General features: G+C 55.8%; 21 protein-coding genes. 9 read left to right on the forward strand and 12 right to left on the reverse strand.

The genetic code is table 11. The features are described 5' to 3' along the window. Window positions 1-36: 36 nt before the first annotated feature. Together G403_RS0110130 and G403_RS0110135 are read left to right on the forward strand one after the other, a co-directional pair. Complete coding sequence (locus G403_RS0110130) at window positions 37-660, forward strand: arylesterase (protein ID WP_027853895.1); 624 nt, start codon at window positions 37-39, stop codon at window positions 658-660. A 65-nt stretch (window positions 661-725) separates the two neighbouring features. Then, entirely contained in the window at window positions 726-1,169 is a 444-nt protein-coding gene (locus G403_RS0110135; RefSeq protein WP_027853896.1) for a YtoQ family protein, read from the forward strand. Between the two features lie 62 nt (window positions 1,170-1,231). Here G403_RS0110135 and G403_RS0110140 read toward each other — a convergent pair whose 3' ends face one another. After that, window positions 1,232-1,423 carry a hypothetical protein gene (locus G403_RS0110140; RefSeq protein WP_027853897.1) on the reverse strand — a complete coding sequence of 64 codons (192 nt, stop codon included), beginning with the start codon at window positions 1,421-1,423 and terminating at the stop codon, window positions 1,232-1,234. 370 nt (window positions 1,424-1,793) lie between these two features. Next, window positions 1,794-2,207, reverse strand: a complete 414-nt coding sequence (locus G403_RS0110145) for a hypothetical protein (RefSeq protein ID WP_027853898.1) — start codon at window positions 2,205-2,207, stop codon at window positions 1,794-1,796. A 124-nt stretch (window positions 2,208-2,331) separates the two neighbouring features. On the opposite strand from G403_RS0110145, the gene G403_RS0110150 reads away from it, so the two are divergent. Then, complete coding sequence (locus tag G403_RS0110150) at window positions 2,332-2,565, forward strand: DUF5062 family protein (RefSeq protein WP_027853899.1); 234 nt, start codon at window positions 2,332-2,334, stop codon at window positions 2,563-2,565. A gap of 27 nt (window positions 2,566-2,592) precedes the next feature. Beyond that, window positions 2,593-2,856, forward strand: coding sequence for a hypothetical protein (locus tag G403_RS0110155; RefSeq protein ID WP_027853900.1), 264 nt, complete (start codon window positions 2,593-2,595; stop codon window positions 2,854-2,856). Window positions 2,857-2,901: 45 nt separating this feature from the next. Here the strand turns inward: G403_RS0110155 and pyrC are convergent, their stop codons facing one another. Further along, window positions 2,902-3,939 (reverse strand): dihydroorotase, encoded by a 1,038-nt coding sequence (gene pyrC / locus G403_RS0110160; RefSeq protein WP_027853901.1) that lies wholly within the window; start codon window positions 3,937-3,939, stop codon window positions 2,902-2,904. 95 nt (window positions 3,940-4,034) lie between these two features. Continuing rightward, a complete protein-coding gene (locus tag G403_RS22885) occupies window positions 4,035-4,448 on the reverse strand; it encodes a NifB/NifX family molybdenum-iron cluster-binding protein (RefSeq protein WP_051298842.1) in 414 nt (137 codons plus the stop codon). A 182-nt stretch (window positions 4,449-4,630) separates the two neighbouring features. Here G403_RS22885 and G403_RS0110170 point away from each other — a divergent pair, with 182 nt between their 5' ends. Next, complete coding sequence (locus G403_RS0110170) at window positions 4,631-7,210, forward strand: EAL domain-containing protein (RefSeq protein WP_245578247.1); 2,580 nt, start codon at window positions 4,631-4,633, stop codon at window positions 7,208-7,210. On the opposite strand, the gene G403_RS0110175 is transcribed toward G403_RS0110170, so the two are convergent. From G403_RS0110175 to G403_RS0110195, 5 genes are all read right to left on the reverse strand, one after another. Then, complete coding sequence (locus G403_RS0110175; RefSeq protein ID WP_027853903.1) at window positions 7,196-7,888, reverse strand: aspartate/glutamate racemase family protein; 693 nt, start codon at window positions 7,886-7,888, stop codon at window positions 7,196-7,198. The genes G403_RS0110170 and G403_RS0110175 overlap by 15 nt on opposite strands. A 4-nt stretch (window positions 7,889-7,892) precedes the next feature. Then, window positions 7,893-8,738: an ABC transporter permease gene (locus G403_RS0110180; RefSeq protein WP_036233317.1), complete on the reverse strand. Its 846-nt coding sequence runs from the start codon at window positions 8,736-8,738 to the stop codon at window positions 7,893-7,895. Between the two features lie 2 nt (window positions 8,739-8,740). Then, window positions 8,741-9,595 carry an ABC transporter permease gene (locus G403_RS0110185; RefSeq protein WP_027853905.1) on the reverse strand — a complete coding sequence of 285 codons (855 nt, stop codon included), beginning with the start codon at window positions 9,593-9,595 and terminating at the stop codon, window positions 8,741-8,743. Window positions 9,596-9,660: 65 nt separating this feature from the next. Then, window positions 9,661-11,001 (reverse strand): ABC transporter substrate-binding protein, encoded by a 1,341-nt coding sequence (locus G403_RS0110190; RefSeq protein ID WP_027853906.1) that lies wholly within the window; start codon window positions 10,999-11,001, stop codon window positions 9,661-9,663. A 27-nt stretch (window positions 11,002-11,028) separates the two neighbouring features. Next, a complete protein-coding gene (locus G403_RS0110195; RefSeq protein WP_027853907.1) occupies window positions 11,029-12,120 on the reverse strand; it encodes an ABC transporter ATP-binding protein in 1,092 nt (363 codons plus the stop codon). 304 nt (window positions 12,121-12,424) lie between these two features. Between G403_RS0110195 and G403_RS0110200 the strand changes: the two genes are divergently transcribed. The 3 genes from G403_RS0110200 to G403_RS24930 all read left to right on the forward strand — a co-directional run bounded on the left by G403_RS0110200 (window position 12,425) and on the right by G403_RS24930 (window position 14,995). After that, window positions 12,425-13,120 carry a GntR family transcriptional regulator gene (locus G403_RS0110200; RefSeq protein WP_027853908.1) on the forward strand — a complete coding sequence of 232 codons (696 nt, stop codon included), beginning with the start codon at window positions 12,425-12,427 and terminating at the stop codon, window positions 13,118-13,120. Window positions 13,121-13,187: 67 nt separating this feature from the next. Continuing rightward, window positions 13,188-14,468, forward strand: a complete 1,281-nt coding sequence (locus G403_RS0110205; protein WP_051298845.1) for a sensor domain-containing diguanylate cyclase — start codon at window positions 13,188-13,190, stop codon at window positions 14,466-14,468. A 110-nt stretch (window positions 14,469-14,578) separates the two neighbouring features. Then, the gene (locus G403_RS24930; RefSeq protein WP_084404002.1) at window positions 14,579-14,995 is read left to right on the forward strand and encodes a methyl-accepting chemotaxis protein; all 417 of its coding nucleotides are present in this window, start codon (window positions 14,579-14,581) and stop codon (window positions 14,993-14,995) included. A gap of 75 nt (window positions 14,996-15,070) precedes the next feature. On the opposite strand, the gene G403_RS0110215 is transcribed toward G403_RS24930, so the two are convergent. Genes G403_RS0110215 through G403_RS0110225 form a run of 3 tightly spaced genes read right to left on the reverse strand, consistent with a single transcriptional unit; the run spans window position 15,071 to window position 17,380 of the window. Further along, window positions 15,071-15,733: an anthranilate synthase component II gene (locus tag G403_RS0110215; RefSeq protein WP_027853911.1), complete on the reverse strand. Its 663-nt coding sequence runs from the start codon at window positions 15,731-15,733 to the stop codon at window positions 15,071-15,073. Next, on the reverse strand, window positions 15,730-17,118 hold the full coding sequence (locus tag G403_RS0110220) for an anthranilate synthase component I family protein (RefSeq protein ID WP_027853912.1): 1,389 nt from the start codon (window positions 17,116-17,118) through the stop codon (window positions 15,730-15,732). The genes G403_RS0110215 and G403_RS0110220 overlap by 4 nt, the downstream gene beginning before the upstream one ends. 19 nt (window positions 17,119-17,137) lie before the next feature. Next, complete coding sequence (locus G403_RS0110225; protein WP_027853913.1) at window positions 17,138-17,380, reverse strand: Trp family transcriptional regulator; 243 nt, start codon at window positions 17,378-17,380, stop codon at window positions 17,138-17,140. Between the two features lie 205 nt (window positions 17,381-17,585). Between G403_RS0110225 and G403_RS24480 the strand changes: the two genes are divergently transcribed. Beyond that, window positions 17,586-21,308, forward strand: coding sequence for a PAS domain-containing protein (locus G403_RS24480; RefSeq protein ID WP_169719897.1), 3,723 nt, complete (start codon window positions 17,586-17,588; stop codon window positions 21,306-21,308). Window position 21,309: the final 1 nt, after the last annotated feature.

Consider the following 21,309-nt stretch of genomic DNA (forward strand, 5'->3'; position numbering starts at 1 on the left):
ATAACCGACAGGCAACAGGGAAATAACGGAGGGAAGATGGAGGCCAATTCAGCGTGGCGGTATGGGTATGCAGGGTTACTTTTGATAGCTGTTTTGGTGCTGAGCGGCTGCGGGGAGGGACGTCTCGAAACACTTGGGCCGGATGACCGGATCCTTGCCTTTGGTGACAGCCTGACGGAGGGGTATGGAGTGGCACCGGGTCAAAGCTATCCGGTTCAGCTGGCTCAGATTACCGGGCTGGAGGTGATTAATGCCGGAGTGTCCGGCGAGGAAACCTCAGAGGGGCTGGCCCGTCTTGAGCAGGTGTTGCAGCGTGAAGCCCCACAGCTGGTGTTACTGCTGGAAGGTGGCAATGACATACTGCGTAACCGAAATGCGGCACAGATCCGTGAAAATCTGGCTCAGATGATTGAGCAAATCCGGGCAAGCGGGGCGCAGGTCGTGTTGATTGGCGTACCGGAGAAAAACCTGTTTTCAAGTGTTGCGCCCGTATACCGGGAGTTGGCTGAGCAATACGACCTGGTGTTTATCGATACGCTGATTGCGGATCTTTTGCGCACGGCCCGTTACAAGTCGGATCAGGTGCACTTCAATGCATTGGGATACCGCGCTTTGGCCGAAGGGATCGCGGAACGACTGGAGGCCGAGGGTGCGTTCTAGAGCACAGGCTTTATGTACAATGGGCCGCTACACGGTTCAGTATTTGATGATAATCGGGAGGCGATATGGAGTGGACGGTTTATCTTTCGGGTGAAATCCACACGGACTGGCGTGAGCAGATCATCGAGGGGTGCCGCAGCAAGCAGCTACCGATCCGGTTTACCTCTGCGGTGACCGACCACGATGCCAGTGATGCGGCGGGTGATCATCTGGCACCGGACAGTTCTGGCTTCTGGCGCGATCACAAGTCGGCGAAGGTGAACGCGATACGTATCAAAACATTGATAGAACGCTGTGATCTGGCCGTTATCCGTTTTGGGGATAAGTATAAACAGTGGAATGCCGCGTTTGACGCCGGTTTTTGTGCGGCGCTGGGCAAGCCGTACGTGACGCTTCATGGCGAAGATATTATACACCCCCTGAAGGAGGTGGATGCTGGTGCTATGGCCTGGGCACAGACACCGCAGCAGGTGATCGAAGTGCTTGAATACGTTGTCAGTGCCCAGTAAAGGTTGTTTCCGCCGTCAGTCACGGGGGTGACAGCCGCGGCTGGCGACGGAAACGAAAACGATTATCCGAGGCAGTGAGGACAGAATGTCACTGTCTCGTGGAACATTTTGACATCCTGTTGAGCTGCCTGTGGATTGGAGTAGGAGCCGATGTAACGCAGCGACTCCCTGGCGGGCAGCTTGTCGCACTCCGAGTCATGGATCTGGTTGCCGACTTGTGCCTGCACTTCCTTATTCAAATAGAATTTAGCCATTCTCGTTTCTCCCAACGTTGGTCTGTGTGTAGCCCGGTTCGCCGGTATGGCACCGGTGGCATGGCGCGGGCGGGTTTCCCCGCCGCCACCCGCCTGCACGTCAGGGGGGATAGGCCGTGTGCAGTGAGTCGCCATGTTGTTTTTGATATGGCAATTCATGTGCCAGCGCAGCTGTCAAGCTGAGGTCGTCGCTGTTCGGCTTTGTTTGTTGATCTAAATCAATGGATTAGTGGCGGAGCCTGAGTGGGAGATGGAGAGAGGCCGGCGCAGTAAAGCTGTCACTCGTGTCAGCTTTACTGCGTAAATGTTGTTTTATTGACATGGGTCAATAATTTGAAGGTGTGGATTCGGTGGCAGGGATGGCGTGGCTCTACTCTTTGTGCCTGGGTTCACCGTCATCTTTGGGCTGTGCGGGTTCGGACGGCAGTTCATTCACATCCGGCTGCGCCTCAGGTTGTTCCTGTGACGTTTCGCCGCCGCACTCCTCCTCAATATACCGGCGAATATATTCGCTGCCGCGGCTCATGGTGTTGGTGAGCCATAGAATTATGAGACCACCCACCGCGAGAATATAAACCGCATATTCTCTGAAAAGCAGCGCAAGGACCGCTGTGGCGGGTATCAATATCCACAACCCTTTACGGCTACGGTTCTGCAGACTTTCGATCAGCTCTTCCGCCTTGGTCCGGTCGGTGAGGCCGGCATTGATCAGTGACTGTCGCAGGGATTGGTATTCTCGCTCGCGGCGGCGGGCCATACGGCCAAACGGGTCATTCAGTTTCATAGTTCAGTCATTTTGAAGACAGGAACCGCGATGTTAACGTCCCAGACCGTCGGGGTAAAACCTGACGCTCCCGGTTACCGGATTTATGTCTATGCTGTAACCAGAGTCTGAGGGAGTTGGGTGGATGAAAAAGCTGAAAAACGAGAAAGAGCTGATCAAAAAAGCGATCGCTGAGGGTACTCGGTATGGTGAAGAGCGGGGTGCCGTGATTTTTGAGCCCCACGACTCCGCTGAGTTAAAAATTGAATACATTTACAGGCTATTGGTTCACGACGGCGTTATTCAACCGATGCCGGAGGTTCAGGTCTCTCAACAGTCGATGAGACACCGTCTCGCGCTTTGGGCGTCACACCTGTAGCTGTAAAGAATCATGTGGAGGTAATGAATGAAGTTTGACAAGGCAATGCTGGATCCCGCCAAGATGTATACCGCGCCTGTGGAGATCTTGAAGGACGAAGCGCTGAGTCAAGAACAGAAGCTCAAGCTGTTACGACGCTGGGAGTTTGATGAAAGGGAAGAGTCGGTCGCGGAAGAGGAGGCGATGGGTGCAGATCGCTCAAGCCGTCTTGATGAGGTTCTTGAGGCTCTACGGCAGCTCGGTGCGCAGCCCCATGAGCAGGCCGCACCGACTAAACAGGGCGGCGAGTGACTTGGCAGGCACTGCCGGCGGGTGTGGCAGTGCCTTTCACTGTTTCTAGTCAGCAAGCTTCCAACGCAGGGTTTCCCCGGCACGCAGGGGAACAATGACATCAGCGCCAAACGCCATCTCCTGAGGTGCCTGCCAGGGCTCTTTCGTCAGCGTAATGGTATCGCTGTTCCGAGGCAGGTCGTAGAAATCAGCACCGAAATGGCTGGCAAAACCCTCCAGCTTATCCAGGGCCCCCAGGTCGTCAAATATCTCTGCATAAAGCTCGATTGCGGCATAGGCGCTGAAGCAGCCGGCACAGCCACACGCGGACTCTTTAGCCCCTTTTGCGTGGGGCGCTGAATCGGTGCCCAGGAAAAACTTCGCGCTGCCGCTAATGGCCGCTTCCTGGAGTGCGCGTTGGTGGATATTGCGCTTCAAAACCGGTAAGCAGAAAAGGTGAGGGCGGATACCGCCGACCAGCATATGATTGCGGTTGTAAGCCAGGTGCTGAACGGTGATTGTCGCCGCTACATTGTTTCCCATCGCCTGGACGAACTGGGCTGCATCCTGAGTGGTGATATGTTCCACTACCATCTTCATCGTGGTATGGCGGGTGACCAGCGGTGAGAGAACCTCATCGATAAAGCGCTTTTCCCGGTCGAAGATGTCCACATCCTGATGGGTGACCTCACCATGGACCAGAAGCGGCATGTCATTGTCGGCCAACGCGTCGCAGACGGCATCCAGCTTACCCAGATCGGTCACACCGGAGTCGGAGTTGGTAGTAGCGCCCGCCGGGTAGAGCTTCACGGCTGCAATCTTCCCCGTCGCTTTTGCCGCAGCGATCATCTCGGGTGTCGTGTTGTCGGTCAGATAAAGTGTCATTAACGGCTCAAAGCCGCTGCCTTGTGGCCGGTGGTTCAGGATACGCTCGCGATACGCCAGTGCCTGCTCTGCGTCCACCACGGGCGGTTTCAGGTTAGGCATTACAATCGCCCGGCCCATCTGACGGGCCGTGGCCGGCACTGTGTGTTCGAGCACGGCCCCATCTCGGAGATGGAGGTGCCAGTCATCAGGGCGGGTCAGTGTCAGGCGATCGGTCATGGTGAATCTCTCGATAGTCGGTTGGAGGATATCGGCGGCCGATTATAGACAATCAGTGATTCCCCGTCTTGTCTCCAATCTGTAGTCGGGCGGATTCAGGCACCTTCCTGCTTGCGTTGTTCACGATGTTCCGGGCGCAGGCAGTGCTCCTCCTCGTGGGGTAGTCCCGGCTTGAGGGTATCCACCAGATAATCGAATACGGCCTTGAGCGGCGCTTGTTCTGCGGTGGTTACAAGCTGGGTACCGTGCTCGGCGAGACGACGAATAACGCCCTCTCCAGCTGAACCTGCGATTGCAACATCAACCGCGTGCAGCGGATGTCGACTGGCGTCGTCACGGACATGCCATTCATGTAAGGAGCCTGTGTCTGTCAGGCGAATTTCCCAGGCTAACTCCGGGTGATCGTCCCCCGTTGCCACGGCATAAACATGCCAATGATCCGCGCGGCCGGCGTGGGGGGAGACGCGACCATCCTGGCCGGTGGCGATAGCGATCAGTTTGGTTGTCATAGCAGGACCCTGTAAGTAGCGAATGGGCTAAGTCTAGCGAAGTTAAGCGGCGATGGTTTGATCTTGCTCAATCCGTGTCCTTTTCGAAGGGTCATACAGCCTGATCTCCGCCTGCTATGCTTGACTAATATGGTTGGAATTGGTCTTCTGAGTGAGGCTGGCAGGGTGGAAAGGAGTTACAGATGCCGTATTTGGGCGAGAATGGATGGATTCGTTCCTGCATCTTGATGCTGCTGTCGGCAGGTCTGGTGTCAGTCGCTCTCCCTCTCGATGCTGCCGAGCGAGAAGTGCGCGTTGGCGTCTATGAAAATCCGCCCAAGCTGATTATGGGGGATGATGGCCAGCCCTCCGGTATCTTGGGTGACTTACTGGTAGAAATTGCCGAACAGGAGTCCTGGTCACTGACCGCTGTCAGCTGTGACTGGCAGCGCTGCCTTGAACTTCTGCGCCAGGGGCAACTGGATCTGATGCCGGATGTGGCGTATAGCCAGGCCCGTGCTGAATGGGCGAACTTTCACAGCCGCCCGGCACTGCGCAGCTGGTCCCAGCTTTACGCCTCACCTTCGGTAACAATTGCGTCGGCAATGGATCTGGACGGTCAGCGTATCGCTGTATTGGATGGGTCGATTCAACTGGATTACCTGCGCAGGTTGGCGGATGGCTTCGGTTGGGACCTGCGTTTTCTGCGTGTAAATTCTCTGGATGCCGCGTTCGATAAAGTCGCCTCTGGTGCCGCCGATGTGGCTGTTGCCAACCAGCTGTTTGGGGATTACCACGCGCCCTCCTATTCATTGCACTCCACCCCCGTGGTTTTCCAGCCGGTAAAACTGTTCTATGCAACGCCGCAAGGTGAAGGCCTGGAGCTCCTTGGTGCTATCGATCAGTGGCTCGCGCGCTGGCAGGTCGCTCGGGACTCTCCTTACTACAGTGTTCTGGAACGCTGGTCTCAGGGTGACAGAGGGTGGCGACACTCTCCGCTGGTTTGGTCGATTCTGGTAGCGACTCCTCTGCTGTTAGCTGTAGCGCTTTTGTTTGTTTGGATACTGCGCCGACAGGTACGAGCCCGAACCCAGTCATTAAAGCGAAGTGAAGCGAGCCTGAGCGCTGTTTTGTCCAATGTGGATGCGTATATCTTTATTAAGGACGCCGAGTACCGCTATCGCTATGTCAATGCTAAGGTGACGGAGCTGTTTGGCGTAGAGGCAGACAAAATTATCGGTCGTGAAGACCGGGATTTTTTTAGCCCAGATACGGCTGCCAGAATTCGTTCGGAAGATCGTTGCATTATCGAAGAGGGGCAGCGGCTCAGTCAGGAGGAGGTCAATCAGCTACCCGAATCAGAGCCGCGTTATTACTATTCCGTCAAACAGCCGCTGAGGGATGACAAGGGGCATATCGATGGCCTGATCGGCATTGCCACCGATGTCACGGACCAGCGACGCAGCGAAGAGGAGATTCATCGGCTCGCTTTCTACGACGCATTAACGGGCCTGGCTAATCAGAGCCTGCTGGATGAGCGGCTTGAGCATGCCCTGGCCACCTGCAGGCGGACGGGGTTGGGTGGCGCGGTGCTTTTTCTCGACCTGGATAACTTTCGCGACCTGAACGATAGCCTTGGGCATCGCGCCGGTGATCAGCTGCTGTGTCAACTGGCTAATGTCCTGCGTGCCAGGCTTAGGGAGGGAGATACACTTGCGCGTTACAGTGGTGATGCTTATGTGGCGGTATTGGAGGGATTACAGGGCACTCACGATGAGTGTCTGTTCCACGCCGAGAAGGTTGTCAGTGACCTGATTGGCCAGATCAACCGGAATTTCAGCCTCGATAGTGGTAATTACACCCCTTCGGCCAGCATCGGTATCGCGTTATTTAATGAAGACCGGGAGGATGGTCGCGAGCTGATTAAGCGTGCAGAGCTTGCCATGTACGAAGCCAAGGGGATGGGACGAAACAGCTTCTGTTTTTATGACCCCTTTATGCAGGCTCAGGTCAAAGAACGCACCGAACTTGAGGCGGGTATACGGCGTGCGTTGGCCGCCCAAGAGTTTGAACTTCACTACCAGCCCCAATATAACGACAGCGAGCAGTTACTGGGGCTGGAAGCTCTGATTCGCTGGCGTCACCCAGAGCAGGGCATGATTTCACCGGGGGCTTTCATACCTGTGGCTGAAGCCAGTGGACTGATCATGCCGCTGGGGCGCTGGATTCTGGGCGAAGCCTGTCAGCAGTTGGTTCGTTGGCAGAAGCATCCGCGCTTATCGAGCGCTGTGGTCGCGGTCAACATCAGTGCTCAGCAGATGCATGACGAGCGGTTTGTTGGTGAGGTGGTAGGTGCCCTGGAGCAGAGCGGGGCGGATCCTTCGCGTCTGAAACTGGAGCTTACAGAATCGATACTGGTCCGTAACGTCGAAGCGGTGATCGATAAAATGGCCCGACTACGCCGCTATGGGGTTACCTTCTCGCTGGATGATTTTGGAACCGGCTTCTCATCCCTGAGCTACTTGAAGCGCTTGCCGCTTGATCAACTCAAAATTGATCAGGGCTTTGTCCGAGACCTAATGCATGATGCCAACGATGCGGCGATTGTCAGAACGGTTATTGGCTTGGGGGAAAGCCTCGATCTTGGCGTTATCGCTGAGGGCGTGGAGACCCGCGAACAGCGTGATAAGCTGAGAGAGTACGGCTGCTTCTGCTACCAGGGGTATCTGTTTTGCCGGCCGCTACCCGCTCAGGACTTGGAGGATGTTCTATCCGGCTCTTGAGTAACTGCAGTGTTTGCTGGTCCGCAGCCCAGCGCGCACCAGCGCTTCGAGCAGCAGAATTCCCACACGAACACCGTCTATCACCGGGAGTCCCAAGGCCTGCTGGAGCATTGGCTGTTGGGTCGTTAAACCGGCGCAGCCCAGTACCAGAACTTCGCTATGATCCTGGGCGATGATCTGCTGGGCGCGTTGGATCAAGTTGGCTTGCAGATCGGTGTTGTCACTGTGCTCCAGCTCCAGTACCGGCAGCTGCATAGCGTGTACGCCCTGGCAGTGGACCCCGAAGCCGTAGCTTCGGGCGTTACTGGCCAGAATATGCACCGACTTCTGCTGTGCGGTTAAGATCGAAAAGCCACAACCGAGCAGGCTGGCGGCATGCATAGCCGCTTCGCCGATTCCCAGCACCGGCCCCTGGGCCAATTCGCGCGCTGCGTGCAATGCAGTGTCGTCCGCGCAGGCGATCAGATAGCCCTCACAGCCGGCGGTTTCCCCCTCGGCGATGCGGTCTAGAACGCCTGAGGTTGCCCGCGCACCATCATAGAAACCCTCAACACTGGCAACGCCGGCACCGGCGCAGACCGCATCGATATCAAGCATCGGTGCGACCGAGCGGCAGCTATGCGCAATCATCTCGGTCATGAGCTGGCTGTCGTTGGGATTAATCACTCGCAGTTTCATGCATTCAGACTCCGGTGGGGGCTTTGCGAGCACGGCTTTTACGGACGGCCCAGATCGCGATCAGCGCAGAGCTGATCAGGGTGAAAGAGAACAGCGTTGTCATCGTGCCCAGTGCATAGAAGAGCACCGGCGTGGTCACATTGGTCGTCATGCCATAGATTTCCAGCGGCTGGGTGTTGAAGGTGCCGGCGGTCATCAGTGTGCGGGCGAACTCATCGTAGGAGAGCGTAAAGCCGAACAGGCACACACCGATCAGGCTGGGGAGAATCAGCGGAAAAACAACCAGCCGGAAGGTCTGCCAGGCGGTCGCACCCATGTCGATGGCGGCAGCTTCATAACTTTTATTAAAGCGATTGAACACGGCGAACATGATCAGCAGGCCAAACGGCAGGGTCCAGGTCAGGTGTGCGCCAAAGGCGGAGCTGTACCAGGCCGGAGACAGGCCGATGCGGTCGAACATGATGCCGATGCCGAGGCTGATCAGAATCGATGGCAGAATCAGGCTGACCAGTGTCAGGTAGAACAGCGCATCGCCGCCTTTAAAGCTGCGCCGGTAGGCGAGGCCTGCCAGCAGCGAGAACACTGCGGTGCAGAGCATCACTGACAGACCGAGCAGCAGAGAGCGGGTCAGAGAACCGCCAAAATCGCCTACTTGCTGCTCTTCAAAAAGTTGCCGGAACCAGTGCAGGGAGACACCGTTCATCGGGAAGGTCAGGCCACCCTCCGGACCCTGAAAGGACAGAATCGCGATGGTGGCGGTAGGACCATATAGAAAAACGATAAAGAGAATGAAGATAATCGTCAGCGGGATAAAACCCGCCTTGCGTTTTGTTTTGCCAAGGGCTGCCATGGTTACAGCTCCTTCTTGATGTTGATGAAACGGAACATGATGCTGAGCATGATCAGGACGGTGATCAGCAACACCACCGCACCCGCCGCAGCGGCCGGATATTGCAGCAGCGATATCTCATTACGGATCAGTACACCGACCGAGGCGCTCAGGCCGCCACTCATCAGACTCACGGTGATGAAGTCCCCCATGACCAGCGTCACGACAAAAATAGAGCCGATGGCGATGCCCGATTTACACAGAGGCACAACGACCTGAAAAATGGTCTGGAAGGCGCTGGCGCCGGCATCGATGGAGGCTTCGATCAGGTTACGGTCGATCCGCATCATGGAGTTGAAGATCGGCACCACCATGAACAGGGTGTAGAGGTGAACGAATGCCAGCACCACGGCAAAGTCACTGTAGAGCAGCCATTCGATGGGGGCGTCGATCAGGTTGATCTCCTGGAGTGTGGAGTTAACCAGCCCGTTGCGTCCAAGCAGCGGAATCCAGGAGATCATGCGAATGATGTTGGAGGTTAAGAAAGGGACGGTGCAGAGCACAAACAGCACCCCCTGCAGCAAAGGGCTGCGAATATAAAAGGCCAGATAGTAGGCCACGGTGAAGCCCAGTGTCAGCGTAATCGCCCAGGTGGTAATGGCGTAGAAGAAAGTCTTCAGATAGGCGCTCAGGGTAACGCTGGAGGTGAGCAGGAATTCATAGTTCTCGAATATGAAGTCCGGTATCAGCTGGTAGGCATTAAAATCCCAGAAACTGACAATCACGATTGTCGCCACGGGAAACAGCAAAAACAGCAGAATCACCAGTGCCAGGGGGGTCACCTGCAGGTAACTGGGATTGGCGGTCAGAAAACGCATCGAAAACTCTCTCCGGAAAGCGGCTGGGGGCGAAGCGTCGCCCCCTTTTAATCATCGGTACGCGGTTAGGACGCGATAAACTCGTTCCACTTGCGAACCATGTATTTATTTTCATCCATGACGGAGTTCCAGCAGGCGACAGAGCCCATGCGATCCCAGTAGGAGCCGCCATCACGCACGGCACCGGCCGTTTCCATCACCTTGCCATCCGGGCTGAGGATATTGCCCTGGGCTTCTTTTCCTTCGATCCAGTAACCCCACTCGTCTTCGCTCATATACTGCTTGGAGGTGGACGGCGCGGCGGAATAGTAGCCTTGACGGTTCAGGTAGGCCCCGACCCAACCGGAGAGGTACCAGTCGATATACTCGTAGGCTGCATCCAGCTCCAGGCCAGACAGGTGCTTGGCCAGGCCAATACCGCCGCCCCAGGCACGGTAACCCTCCTCCAGTGGCTGGTATTTGCACGCGATGCCTTTGGCGCGAACCGCAGCAACTGCCGGTGACCACATGGACTGGATCACCACCTCGCCGGAGGACATCAGGTTGACCGACTCATCGAAGCTCTTCCAGAAAGCGCGGAACTGACCATCGGCTTTGGCAGCCTTGAGGATCTCGATGGTGGCGTCGATCTCTTCGCGGGTCATGTTGCCCTTATTGGCGTACTGAATCTCACCCATGGATTCGCAGATCATCGCCGCATCCATAATGCCGATGGAGGGGATGTTCAGGATCGAGGTCTTGCCCCTGAATGCAGGGTCCATGATATCGCGCCAGTTGGTGATCGGGCGGCCCACCAGATCCGGACGGATGCCCAGCGTATCCGCGTTGTAGATGGTTGGGATCAGGGTCATCCAGTCAGTGGGTTCATCGGCGAAACGAACCGAGTCTTTACCTTCAACAAAGCCCACGGTGTGCGGCGCGGTGCCCTGTGCGATTTCGGAATCCTCGTTCAGCTTGCCGGTGATAAACAGCTGAGAGATCTTGTCGAAGTTTTTAAGGCGCGAGGTGTTCATCGGCTGCATGGTGCCGGCCGGAAAGGTCTTCTTGCAGATCCAGTACTCGATATCGGCGATATCGAAAGAGCGTGGCTGAGTCACCACACGCTGAGCCACGGCGTCGGAATCCAGTGCCGTCAGCTCCAGGTTGATACCCAGGTCTTCTTTGGCCTTTTGAGCGATGGCGTTGAGGTTGGACACCCCGGTACCGAACTGTCTGAGGGTGACGTTTTTAATGTTCTGGGCCCAGATCATCGGGAAGCCGGTGATGACACCGGAACCCAGTGCGGCCCCACCAACGGCGCTGGCGGTTTTGAGAAAGCCGCGACGGCTCATCCCGCTTGGCTTTTCCTGATTATCGGTACTGGCGCTCACAGTGTCCTTAAGATCTTTCTTGTCGTCGAAACTCATGGTCGATCTCCAGTTGGTTAATCTCAATCAAAGGCCGGGTGCGATATCGCTGCCGGGCCGCAATGGGTTCAAGTCGGTATGGCGCCAACCTACAAAAGCCTGGTCGCCGGCGTTTAACGGTGCCGCCAGATAGTCGGCGTCACTCTGGAACACGGAGAGGCCCAGGCCATCGCTGAACTGACCTCGAAGGTGCACATAGCTGCCCTGGTACTCCACCGACTCCACCCGCATCGGGTCGGGTTGGGCGGACTCGAAGGGCTGTGGGCTGATCTGGATCCGGTCGCAACGCAGTGAAACCGCTGCCTTATTGTCGGTATCGCCTAACGGGGTCGATTCCAGCCTGATCAGACGTTCGTCACCGGTGGTGAGGCCCGAATCGGTCAGTGTGCCCTCAATGATGTTGTGGCCGCCGATAAAGCTGGCGACGAAGGCGGTACTGGGGCGGCTGAAGATGCCGATGGGTTTATCCACCTGTTCGATATAGCCGTTGTTCATCACCACCACCTGATCGGCCAGGGCGAAGGCTTCCTCCTGGGAGTGGGTAACGTGGATAAAGGTGATACCCAGCTGTTGCTGAATTCGTTTCAGCTCCGCCCGCATGCGGGTGCGCAGAAACGGATCGAGCGCGGAGAGCGGCTCATCCAGCAGAATGACCTCAGGCTGATTGATCAGGGCGCGGGCCAGCGCTACGCGTTGCTGCTGACCACCGGATAGCTGTTCAGGGAAAGCCTCAAAAAAGCTCTCCATATTGACCAGCTTGAGCATCTCCAGCGCGCGTGAATGGCGCTCTTGTCTGGATACACCGGCGATCTTGAGACTGAAGGCCACGTTATCCAGGCTGTTCAGATGCGGAAAAAGCGCATAGTTCTGAAACATCAGCGCCGTGCCCCGTTTGCGTGGGGGCAGGGTGGTCACGTTGCGATTATTCAGCAGGATATCGCCTTCGCTGACGCTCTCATGGCCGGCAATCATGCGCAGCGTTGTGGATTTCCCGCACCCACTGGGGCCAAGGAGGCAGCAGTAGGAGCCTCCCTCGATATGAAGGTCGATATTGCGTACGGCAGTACTCTCCCCGTAACGCTTCACGACCCCGACCAGTTCCACAGATCCTTTCTTCATAACTGTTAGCAATCCAAAATTGTTAGCAATTTATCTGTAATAGTTTGCCATTGCCGTGCCAGCTTTTCGGGGAGCCTCTTAAATCTCTATTTCCGGCGGAGAAATATCCGGAGTGAACCGAATAGCTGTCCGATTAGTCAGGATTTATAGGGGTTTTCACCGGTTTTTCGCTCTTTTTGCGCACCTTTTGGGTGCGTAATGCGGATCAATGGTGCATCAATGCGCGATGTGTCGCGTTGCGGAAAATGCACTTCAGGGCTGTATTCAATCGGTATATATTGTTAGCAATTGTTGAGGGGTTTTTATGAGTACGCGTGCGCAGAGTGAGATTCAGCGGATAGTCGAGCGGTTGGGAAGTGCGATTGCCGAGCATCGGTTGCCCCCGGGGACCCGGTTGGTTGAGGCGAAACTGGTAGAGGTTCTGGGTGCCAATCGGAATCACGTGCGGGCGGCGCTGCAAAAGCTGGCATCCGAGTACAAAGTGGTTTCGATTATTCCTAACCGGGGGGCGTGTGTGGCTCAGCCCACTGTGAAAGAGGCACGGGACGTGTTTTCTGCGCGCATCGTGATCGAACGGGCCATCGTTGATCAGGCGATCGAGAATCTCAATGCGAAAAACCGTCACCGGTTACTTAAACAGCTCGAGAAGGAAAATGATGCAATTCAGCGGGGTGAGCGCCAGGAGATGATTCGTGAGTCCGGCAATTTTCACCGTGTGCTGGCGCAGATAGCCGGCAACGATGTACTGGACGAGCTGTTGGCGGGGCTTATCACCCGCACATCATTGATTATAGCGCTCTATCAGGAGACGCCTAACGTGCAGTGCTCCATCGAGGAGCATCAGGCGCTGGTGGACGCGGTTCTGGCTCAGGATCGCGCCCGGGCGACGCAGCTGATGGACGCTCACATGGGCAATATTCAGCGCTATTTACTGCTGGATGAAAGACCGAAAGAGGTGGATCTGCAGGCAGCGCTACAGGAGGGCGAAGCGCTGGGTTGAAGCGGTGTCAAATCGATCTATTGGTGCTAGACTCGACCGATTGTTTGCATCGATGCAAGATGAGCCAATGGACAAAAAGGATTTTTGTGGCGACTGCCACCTGTCGGGGAGCGTGTTTGAGAGCATGACAGATGCTGTCTATCTCATTGACCCCCACAGCTCCCGTGTTGTTGACGCCAATCGGGCTGCGTATGAGTCCCTCGGGATGACGCGCAACGAGGTGGTCGACCAGAGTGTGTTGAGCCTTAACAAAGACGTGATCGGGCTGGATCAGTGGCAGGCGATCGCCGCTGAAATCCTCAAGAAAGGCGGTTTTACCTTTGCCGGCCGCCATAAACGCAAGGATGGCAGCGATTTTCCCGTCGAAATAGTGACCGATGTGACCGAGATCGGTGGTCAGACACTGTTGCTGTCCGTAGCCCGGGACATGAGCCATTACGAACGCCACCGTGACTATCTTACCGATAACGATCATATCCGTACGCTGCTGTTGAATGAGTCCAGTGATGGCCTTTGGGACTGGAACGTCGTCGATAACACCCTGTTTCTCAGCCGCCAGTGGTTTCGCATGCTGGGCTACGGGCCCAACGAAATTGAGCACCCGACGCTGGATACCTGGCGAGACTCCGTGCATCCGGACGACCTGGAGCGGGTAGTTGGCTTGCTTCAATCCCATATGCAGGGCAAAACCTCCCGCTATGAAGCGAAGTATCGGCTGCGCAGCCGGGATGGAAGCTATCGCTGGGTGCATGATCGCGGCTCTGTTGCAGAGCGTGATGACCAGGGCCATGCGTGCCGCGTGATTGGTCTGGTGCTCGATATCACTGAATCACAGCAGTATGCGGAGCAGCTGCTACGGCACTCCCGTCACGATGATCTCACCGGTCTGCATAACCGGCGCGCCGGTTATGAGTTGTTTGAGACCTACCTGGCGCAAAGTCGCGAGCGCGGAGCCACGTTGCAGGTCGTGATGTTCGATCTGGACCACTTCAAACGACTGAACGATCTGCATGGTCACCAGAACGGCGACCGGGCGATCCAGCATTTTGCCCAAATACTTCAGGGCGAGCTGCGCGAATCGGATCTGTTTTTCCGCTGGGGTGGCGAAGAGTTTCTGCTGTTGCTTCCGGAGACCGGCCGTGTCGATGCAGTGGCGCTGGTGCGTCGTCTTCTAAACTGTTTTTCAGAGAGCCGGTTTGTCAGCGATAACGGCGAAACCATTCAGCTCACCTGCAGTGCCGGCATTGCCAGCTATCCTCAGGAGGGCGACTCGATACGCGCCTTGGTCAGTGCCGCTGACAAGGCGATGTATCGCGCCAAGCAGGCGGGCCGAAACCGGGTCGCCTGAGTCACCGCTTCAAGGTCCGTATATCCACACCTAAAGAACCATGGTTTTGACCCTTTCGTGCAGGAGGGGCGGTACCTGCGTTCGTATAAAATCTCGGTAACTGAATTTAACTGGAGACGGACAGCGAAGCCGCTCGTGCCGGGGAGTACGGGCGGGGCTTTTCGGTTGTTGCCGATGAGGTCCGCAGTCTTGCTGCTCGCAGCGCTGAAGCTGCCGGACGCACCGCTGCTTTGATTCAGGCGTCTAACGAGCGCACATTGCGGGGGATGGAGTTGACCGGCAGCACGGCCGACGCGCTGGAGAAGATCGTGGTTGGGGCCGTTGAGGTCTCATCCCTGGTGGCAGAGATCGCCACGGCGGCTCAGGAGCAGGCCGAGGCGATCGAGCAGGTCAGCATCGGGCTGGAGCAGATCGATGAAGTGACACAGCGCAACAGCGGGGGTGCCGAGGAGTGCTCGGAAGCGGCTTCCAAAATGACGGCTCAGGCGGGGAATCTTGCCGGATTAATGTCCCGTTTTCAGGTCTGAGGCGGACCGCCAGTCGCTAAGGAAAGTCCGCTACCCATGTTAACCGGTAGCGGCTTTCCAAACGGTAGAGCAGACTTAGCGACCGAAAAGGAAATTGCTGATCAGCTCCTTACCCCCCTCGGTGGCAAAGGATTCCGGGTGGAACTGGATACCGTGGATCGGATACGCCCGGTGCTTTACGCCCATAATCTCAAAGTCGCCGCCCTGATGAATGCGTGCATGATCGGTGAACGCCTTTTCCGAAAGATTGCCGACCACCGCCGTCACATCCAGGCATTCGGGTAGCGATTCAGCCTCGGCCATCAACGAGTGATAGCGCATGATCTCCAGCTGATCCGGCGTATTGGCGAAAACGCCGGCACCGTTGTGGCTGATTGGGCTGATCTTGCCGTGCATCGGTAGCGGTGCCTTGACGACCTTGCCGCCAAAGACATGCACGATGCCCTGCATCCCCAGGCAAACGCCGAGCAGCGGTGTGGTTGGTCCCAGCTCCCGGATCACCTCGGCACAGACCCCGAAGTACTCGGGATCATCGGGGGAGCCCGGCCCCGGAGAGATAATCAGTCGATCCGGGTTGGCCGCTCGAATCTCCTCAAGCGTCACTTGGTTATTACGTTTAACGACGATATCAAATGACTCTATTTCGCCATTAAGCTTGGCGGTCGAGAGAATTTCACCGATAAACTGATACAGGTTGTAGGTGAAGGAGTCGTAGTTGTCGATGATATAGACCTTCATTCCGCAGGTTCCTTCATGAATGTATCCAGTACCTTCTTGGTGCCGGCGAATTTGCGCCGGATCTCTTCGTATTCATCCTCCGGGTTGGAGTCGTACACGTTGCCGCCACAGGTCTGCACGTAGGCTTCTTCACCGTTGGCGAATACGGTGCGGATCGGAATCGCGAAGGTGCAATCGCCGTTAAAGGAGAAGTGACCCACAGCGCCGCCGTAGGGGCCGCGGCCGTCCGATTCCAGGTCATCGATGATCTTCATCGCCTCAATCTTCGGCGCGCCGGTCAGTGTGCCGGCCGGGAAGTTACTCGCCAGCGCCGAGAACATATCTTCGCTTTCAGAGATGATGCCGACAATCTCGCTGGAGATATGCTGCACATGACTGAACCGCTTGATATCCATCAGGCTGCGCACCTTGACCGTGCCGAAGCGCGCCACACGGCCGATATCGTTGCGGTGCAGATCGACGATCATATTGTGCTCGGCGATCTCCTTCGGGTCGTTCAGCAGGGCGCGGGCGTACTGAGTGTCTTCGGCTTCGTCTTTGCCACGCTTGGTGGTGCCCGCCAGCGGGAAGGTTTCCATCTCACCCTGGCGCAGACGGAACAGCAGCTCCGGGCTTGCGCCAATCAGCTTCTGATCGCCGAACTTCACGTAGTACATCTGCGGTGAGGGGTTTACCTCGCGCAGCTGCTCGTAGATGGCGAGAGTGTCGCCCTCCAGTTTGAAGCGCTTCTTAAAGCCCACCTCGCACTGGAAGATCTTGCCGTCGATGATGTCCTGCTTCACCTTCATAACCGCGGCCGCATGTTCCGCCTGGCTCATGGTCTCGCCCATAGGCTTAATCACCAGGTCACCGTTGGCCACGGCAGGTTCTGCCAGGATCGACTCGATCAGCTCCATGCGGCTGTCGGTATAATAGAAGTAGATAACCTCGCCGGTCATTTTGTCCAGGATCAGACCATCCTTGAACACCCCGAAACGGAACACATCGAACATCTCGCTGTGCTGCAGGTTCAATGTCGGTTCGAAGTAGTTCATGCAGTCGTAACCGATGTAGCCGGTCAGGCCACCGGCGTACTTCCGCGAGATAATATTCTGGGGGACAATCTCGCGCAGCAGGTAATAGGGGTTCTCGCTCTCGAAAGTTTCCGTACTGCCATCACGCTGTTCCACGTGCAGTGCGCCTTCGGTGGCATAGAGCGTCTGCTCCGGGTCAAAGCCGATGATCGAATGGCGCGAGATAAAGCTCTCCTCGCCCAGCGACTCCAGCATGAAGCAGTTATCGAACCGTTTTTCTATCTTTTTGAACAGACCGAAGAAATCGATATCCGCAGCCAGAGTCACGTAATGGGGCTTGCGCGGCAGTTCAATGCGGGCGGGCTTTTTCATAGAGCAGGTTGTTCCCGTTTCAGGATGTTTCCGATTTCAGGGCACGCGAGCCGCGGGTAACCGTGGCGATACCGACCCCGAGGCGGCGGGCAATTTCACGTTGCGGTACACCCTCCTCAAGCAGGCGTAAAATCTGGAGCCGTTTACACACCTCGGTCAACTCCGAAGGGGTCAGCAAGGCTTCCAGCGCCTGTTCCAGGCTTGCCCGATCCGGCTGTTGCAGCAGGTGATCGAGCAGCTCATTAATGTAGAGTGTATTCATGTACTAGTACGATATCGCGTCTGAGTGGGAAGTCAATCGGAAAGTGTCTGATATTGTTGTGTTGTTTCCAGTTTCAGATGAAACTGTGAACTTTCCCCCTGAACTAGAACTACCCCCTCAAGGAATTTCCTTGTACGTCTATAGTGCATACATTCCCTCATGTCTGTAATGAATGACAAACTGAAAGGATTATTTGGAGTGTGCGTTGGCTGACAATACCGAACACAAGCTCGCTGTATTTGACCAAGGACCTGTAGTGGCGGTGGAGTGGTCACCAAGCGATGGCTGGCCAATAATCGCCGCATCCGATAACTACCAGGCCCTGTTACCCTTTAACTCAGAGCAGCTGTCACAACAACCTCGCTTTGCAGACCTCGTACACGGTGAAGATCTGATCAGAATTTCAGCAGAAGTTGAGCTTTTCCTCAGTGAACATCGAAGTCGCTGGGATCAGTACTATCGCATTGTAGATGGAGCCGGGGGATACCGATGGGTGTTCGATCATACCTACGCCACCTACAATAAAAGCGGACAGGTAGAAACGCTCTGGGGCTACCTGCTCGACCAGAACGACCTTGTGGAAGCTCTTCACGGCCAGGAACGCAATAGAGCGCGCTTTCAAAGCATGGCGGAACTCTCCGGAAGCATCGTCTGGGAGTGCACGGCAGAGGGCCTACTTACCTATGTTTCTAGTAATGTTGAACGTGTACTTGGAACGGACTATCGGCAACTCGTCCATAAACGTCGACTCTACGAGTTGGATGGTTTGCAAGTCAGTGAGAGCTGGCAAGATAGTATGCGTAAGAAGCTGGGTTCAGGGGAGGAATTCCACACGATTGAGCACCCTCTTTACACCAGTGATGGAGAAGAGCGGTGGTTTTCTTCCAGTGCGCAGCTCGTTGCAGCTGATGGACAACCCGAGAGCTATTACAGAGGCATAAGCGTTGATATCACCCAGCAGAAGCAGCACGAAGCCTCTGCTGCCGATCAAGAAGCACGCTGGCGCGCAGTGCTAGAAGCGACGGGGCAGGGGGTTTGGGACTGGGACGCTGGCACGAATAAAGTATGGTTTTCCCCCATTTGGAAAACAATGCTTGGCTACAGTGATAGCGAGGTTGGTGACTCGCTAGATGAATGGGAGTCTCGCCTTCATCCGGATGACTATGATCGGGTGTTCAAGGACCTAAATGCACACTTGGAGGGCAAAACCTCTCACTATGAGAATACCCACCGAGTGCGAGCGAAAAATGGAAGCTGGTGCTGGATTTTGGATCGTGGACAGGTATTTAGCCGTGATGCGCAGGGAAAACCGCTCCGGGTTATTGGGACCCACACCGATATTACCGATGAGTACGAATCATCTAATCGCCTGCAACTTCTGGCCGCCAATGTACCAGGTGTGCTTTATCAATTTAAGCTAAAGCCCGATGGCACCTCTGCGTTTCCCTTTGCCAGCTCAGGTGTTGCGGACATCTACGAGTTGACACCTGAAGAGATCCGGGACGATGCGGCGCGGGTTTTTGAGCGAGTCCACCCCGACGATCGGCAACGCGTCACTGACACCATTCATGAATCTGCCCGTAAGCTTTCGGACTGGCACGATGAGTATCGGGTCCTTCTACCGAACAAAGGCCTGCGCTGGCTTAGAGGACAATCAACGCCCCGGAAGGAAGCGGACGGTTCTATAACCTGGCACGGCTTCATCCAAGATATAACCGCTGAAAAACAGGAGCGGGAAGCTCGGCAAGAATATGAGGCACGTTATCGCCTCGCAATGGACGCAACCGGCATCGGCATGTGGACATGGGATTTGAATACGAACGAGGTGAAGTGGTCCGATCGAACTTATCGCCAACTTGGCTATGAGCCCAATGCTTTTCCCATCTCGCTGGAGCGCTTTTTAGAGCTGATGCACCCGGCTGATGAAGAGCGAGTGCTGTCCGCCGTGTATGAGCAGATAGAGCAAGAGCAGCAGTTCGCCTCTCAGTTCCGGCTAAAGCATGCCGATGGTCATTGGGTCTGGATTGATGGCCGTGGGCGAACCACGCAACATGATGATGCAGGTAAGCCGTGTGTGATGATGGGGACGCATACAGATATTTCCCATATAAAAAGAACCGAAGCCGCGCTCGAAACAGCACGTGAGATTGCAGAAAACGCCAGCCAGGAAAAGTCAGCGTTCCTGGCCAACATGAGTCACGAAATTCGCACACCGATGAGTGGAATTATCGGACTCAGTGAGCTTGGGCTGAACGAAAATGACCCAGAGGTCATGAAACAGCAGCTTACCCGGATCCACCAGACTGCCAATCACCTGCTGACTATCCTCAATGACATCTTAGACTTTGAGAAACTCTCAGGCGGGCATGTCGAGGTTGTCAATCGAGCTTTTGAGATCAGAGCGATGTTGGATGGCGTGAGCAGCTTGTTTGAGCAAACGGCTCAACGCCGAGGTCTGCGTTTGATTACTGAGATCGATGAGAGACTCGATGATTTCTACGAGGGGGATGAGCTCCGCTTGCGCCAGGTTATTTCTAACCTGGTGAATAACGCTATCAAGTTCACCGATCAAGGTGAGGTGACGCTGAGCGTCCGCAAGCAGGGTCGACAGGAAGGTCGAGAGATGTTGCTTTTCTCTGTATGTGATACCGGTGCAGGTATCAGCCCTGAAGTTCAAAAAAGATTGTTTCAGCCGTTTGTACAAGGGGGCATGAGCGTTGCCCATCGACAGGGGGGAACAGGCTTAGGGTTGGCGATAAGCCGCCATCTCGTTAGCTTGATGGGGGGGGCACCGATTCAGGTTGAAAGCGAGCCCGGTGAGGGCAGCTGTTTTACGTTTGCAATTCCGTTAAGGCCCGTATCAAGACAGGACTGGGAGCACCAGCAGCCCATAACGCCAGAGCACTCTTCAGATCAGCTTAAGGGGCGTGTGTTACTGGCTGAGGACAACGAAGTCAACCAGGAGGTTGCTCGTGCTCAGCTGGAGCGCCTCGGGCTTTGCGTTAAGGTGGTGCCTGATGGTCAACAGGCGGTAGATGCTGTTCGCGATCAGCACTTCGATTTGGTGTTAATGGATATTCAGATGCCGGTGATGGATGGACTGGAGGCAACCCGCCAGATTCGGGCAATGGATTCGGAAATTCCTGTCGTTGCTCTGACTGCTGCTGTGTTGCCCCAGGATCGGCAACAGGCATTGGCTTCAGGCATGAATGCGGTACTTGGAAAACCGTTTCGCCGCAACGACCTGGTGCAGGTGTTGGCCCGTTGGCTGGATGTTGATGACAGGGATGCTGAGCAGACCGGTAAGCCGCAGCTCGTCCCCGAGCAGGTCAGTGTCCTGGATACGGGCTGGGCACTTGAACAGCTTGGCGGTAACGACACGCTTTATTACCGTTTGCTGGGTGATTTTTTAAATGAACTCCGTACAGACTACCTACCGCTAACGCAGCAGCTAATCGCCCAAACAGGGACGCCCTCCGGTGAGCAGATTGATTGTTGGCAACGTGAAACCCATCGCCTGAAAGGAGCTGCCGGTAATTTGGGAGCGACCGCATTATCGGTGGCGGCGTCATCCGTAAATGAGCGCGTAAAGGGCGAGGAGGTGCCCGATCAGGCGCTGAGAGATGAGCTCTCCCGGAGCCTGACAGCAACAATCGAACATATCGAACATGCTTTGGCTGTGCGCGAGAATGTCGCTGGACCGGTAACGTCAGAGGGTGCGGATAATAGTCGCTCGTTAGGACCTTTACTGGAGGCAATTCAGCGCAACGAGTTCATCGATGATTCAGAGCTGATGCAGTACAGCGATAGTGTACTGCCTGGTGAGGAGTCAAAGTGGCAGGAGGTCAAGTCAGCCTTGAGCAATTTTGACTTTGACCAGGCACAGACTGCGTTAGAGCAGCTACTGCGGGCACGGGGAGACGCTTAAC

This window comes from Marinobacterium litorale DSM 23545 (genome assembly GCF_000428985.1).
GTDB lineage: Bacteria > Pseudomonadota > Gammaproteobacteria > Pseudomonadales > Balneatricaceae > Marinobacterium_D > Marinobacterium_D litorale.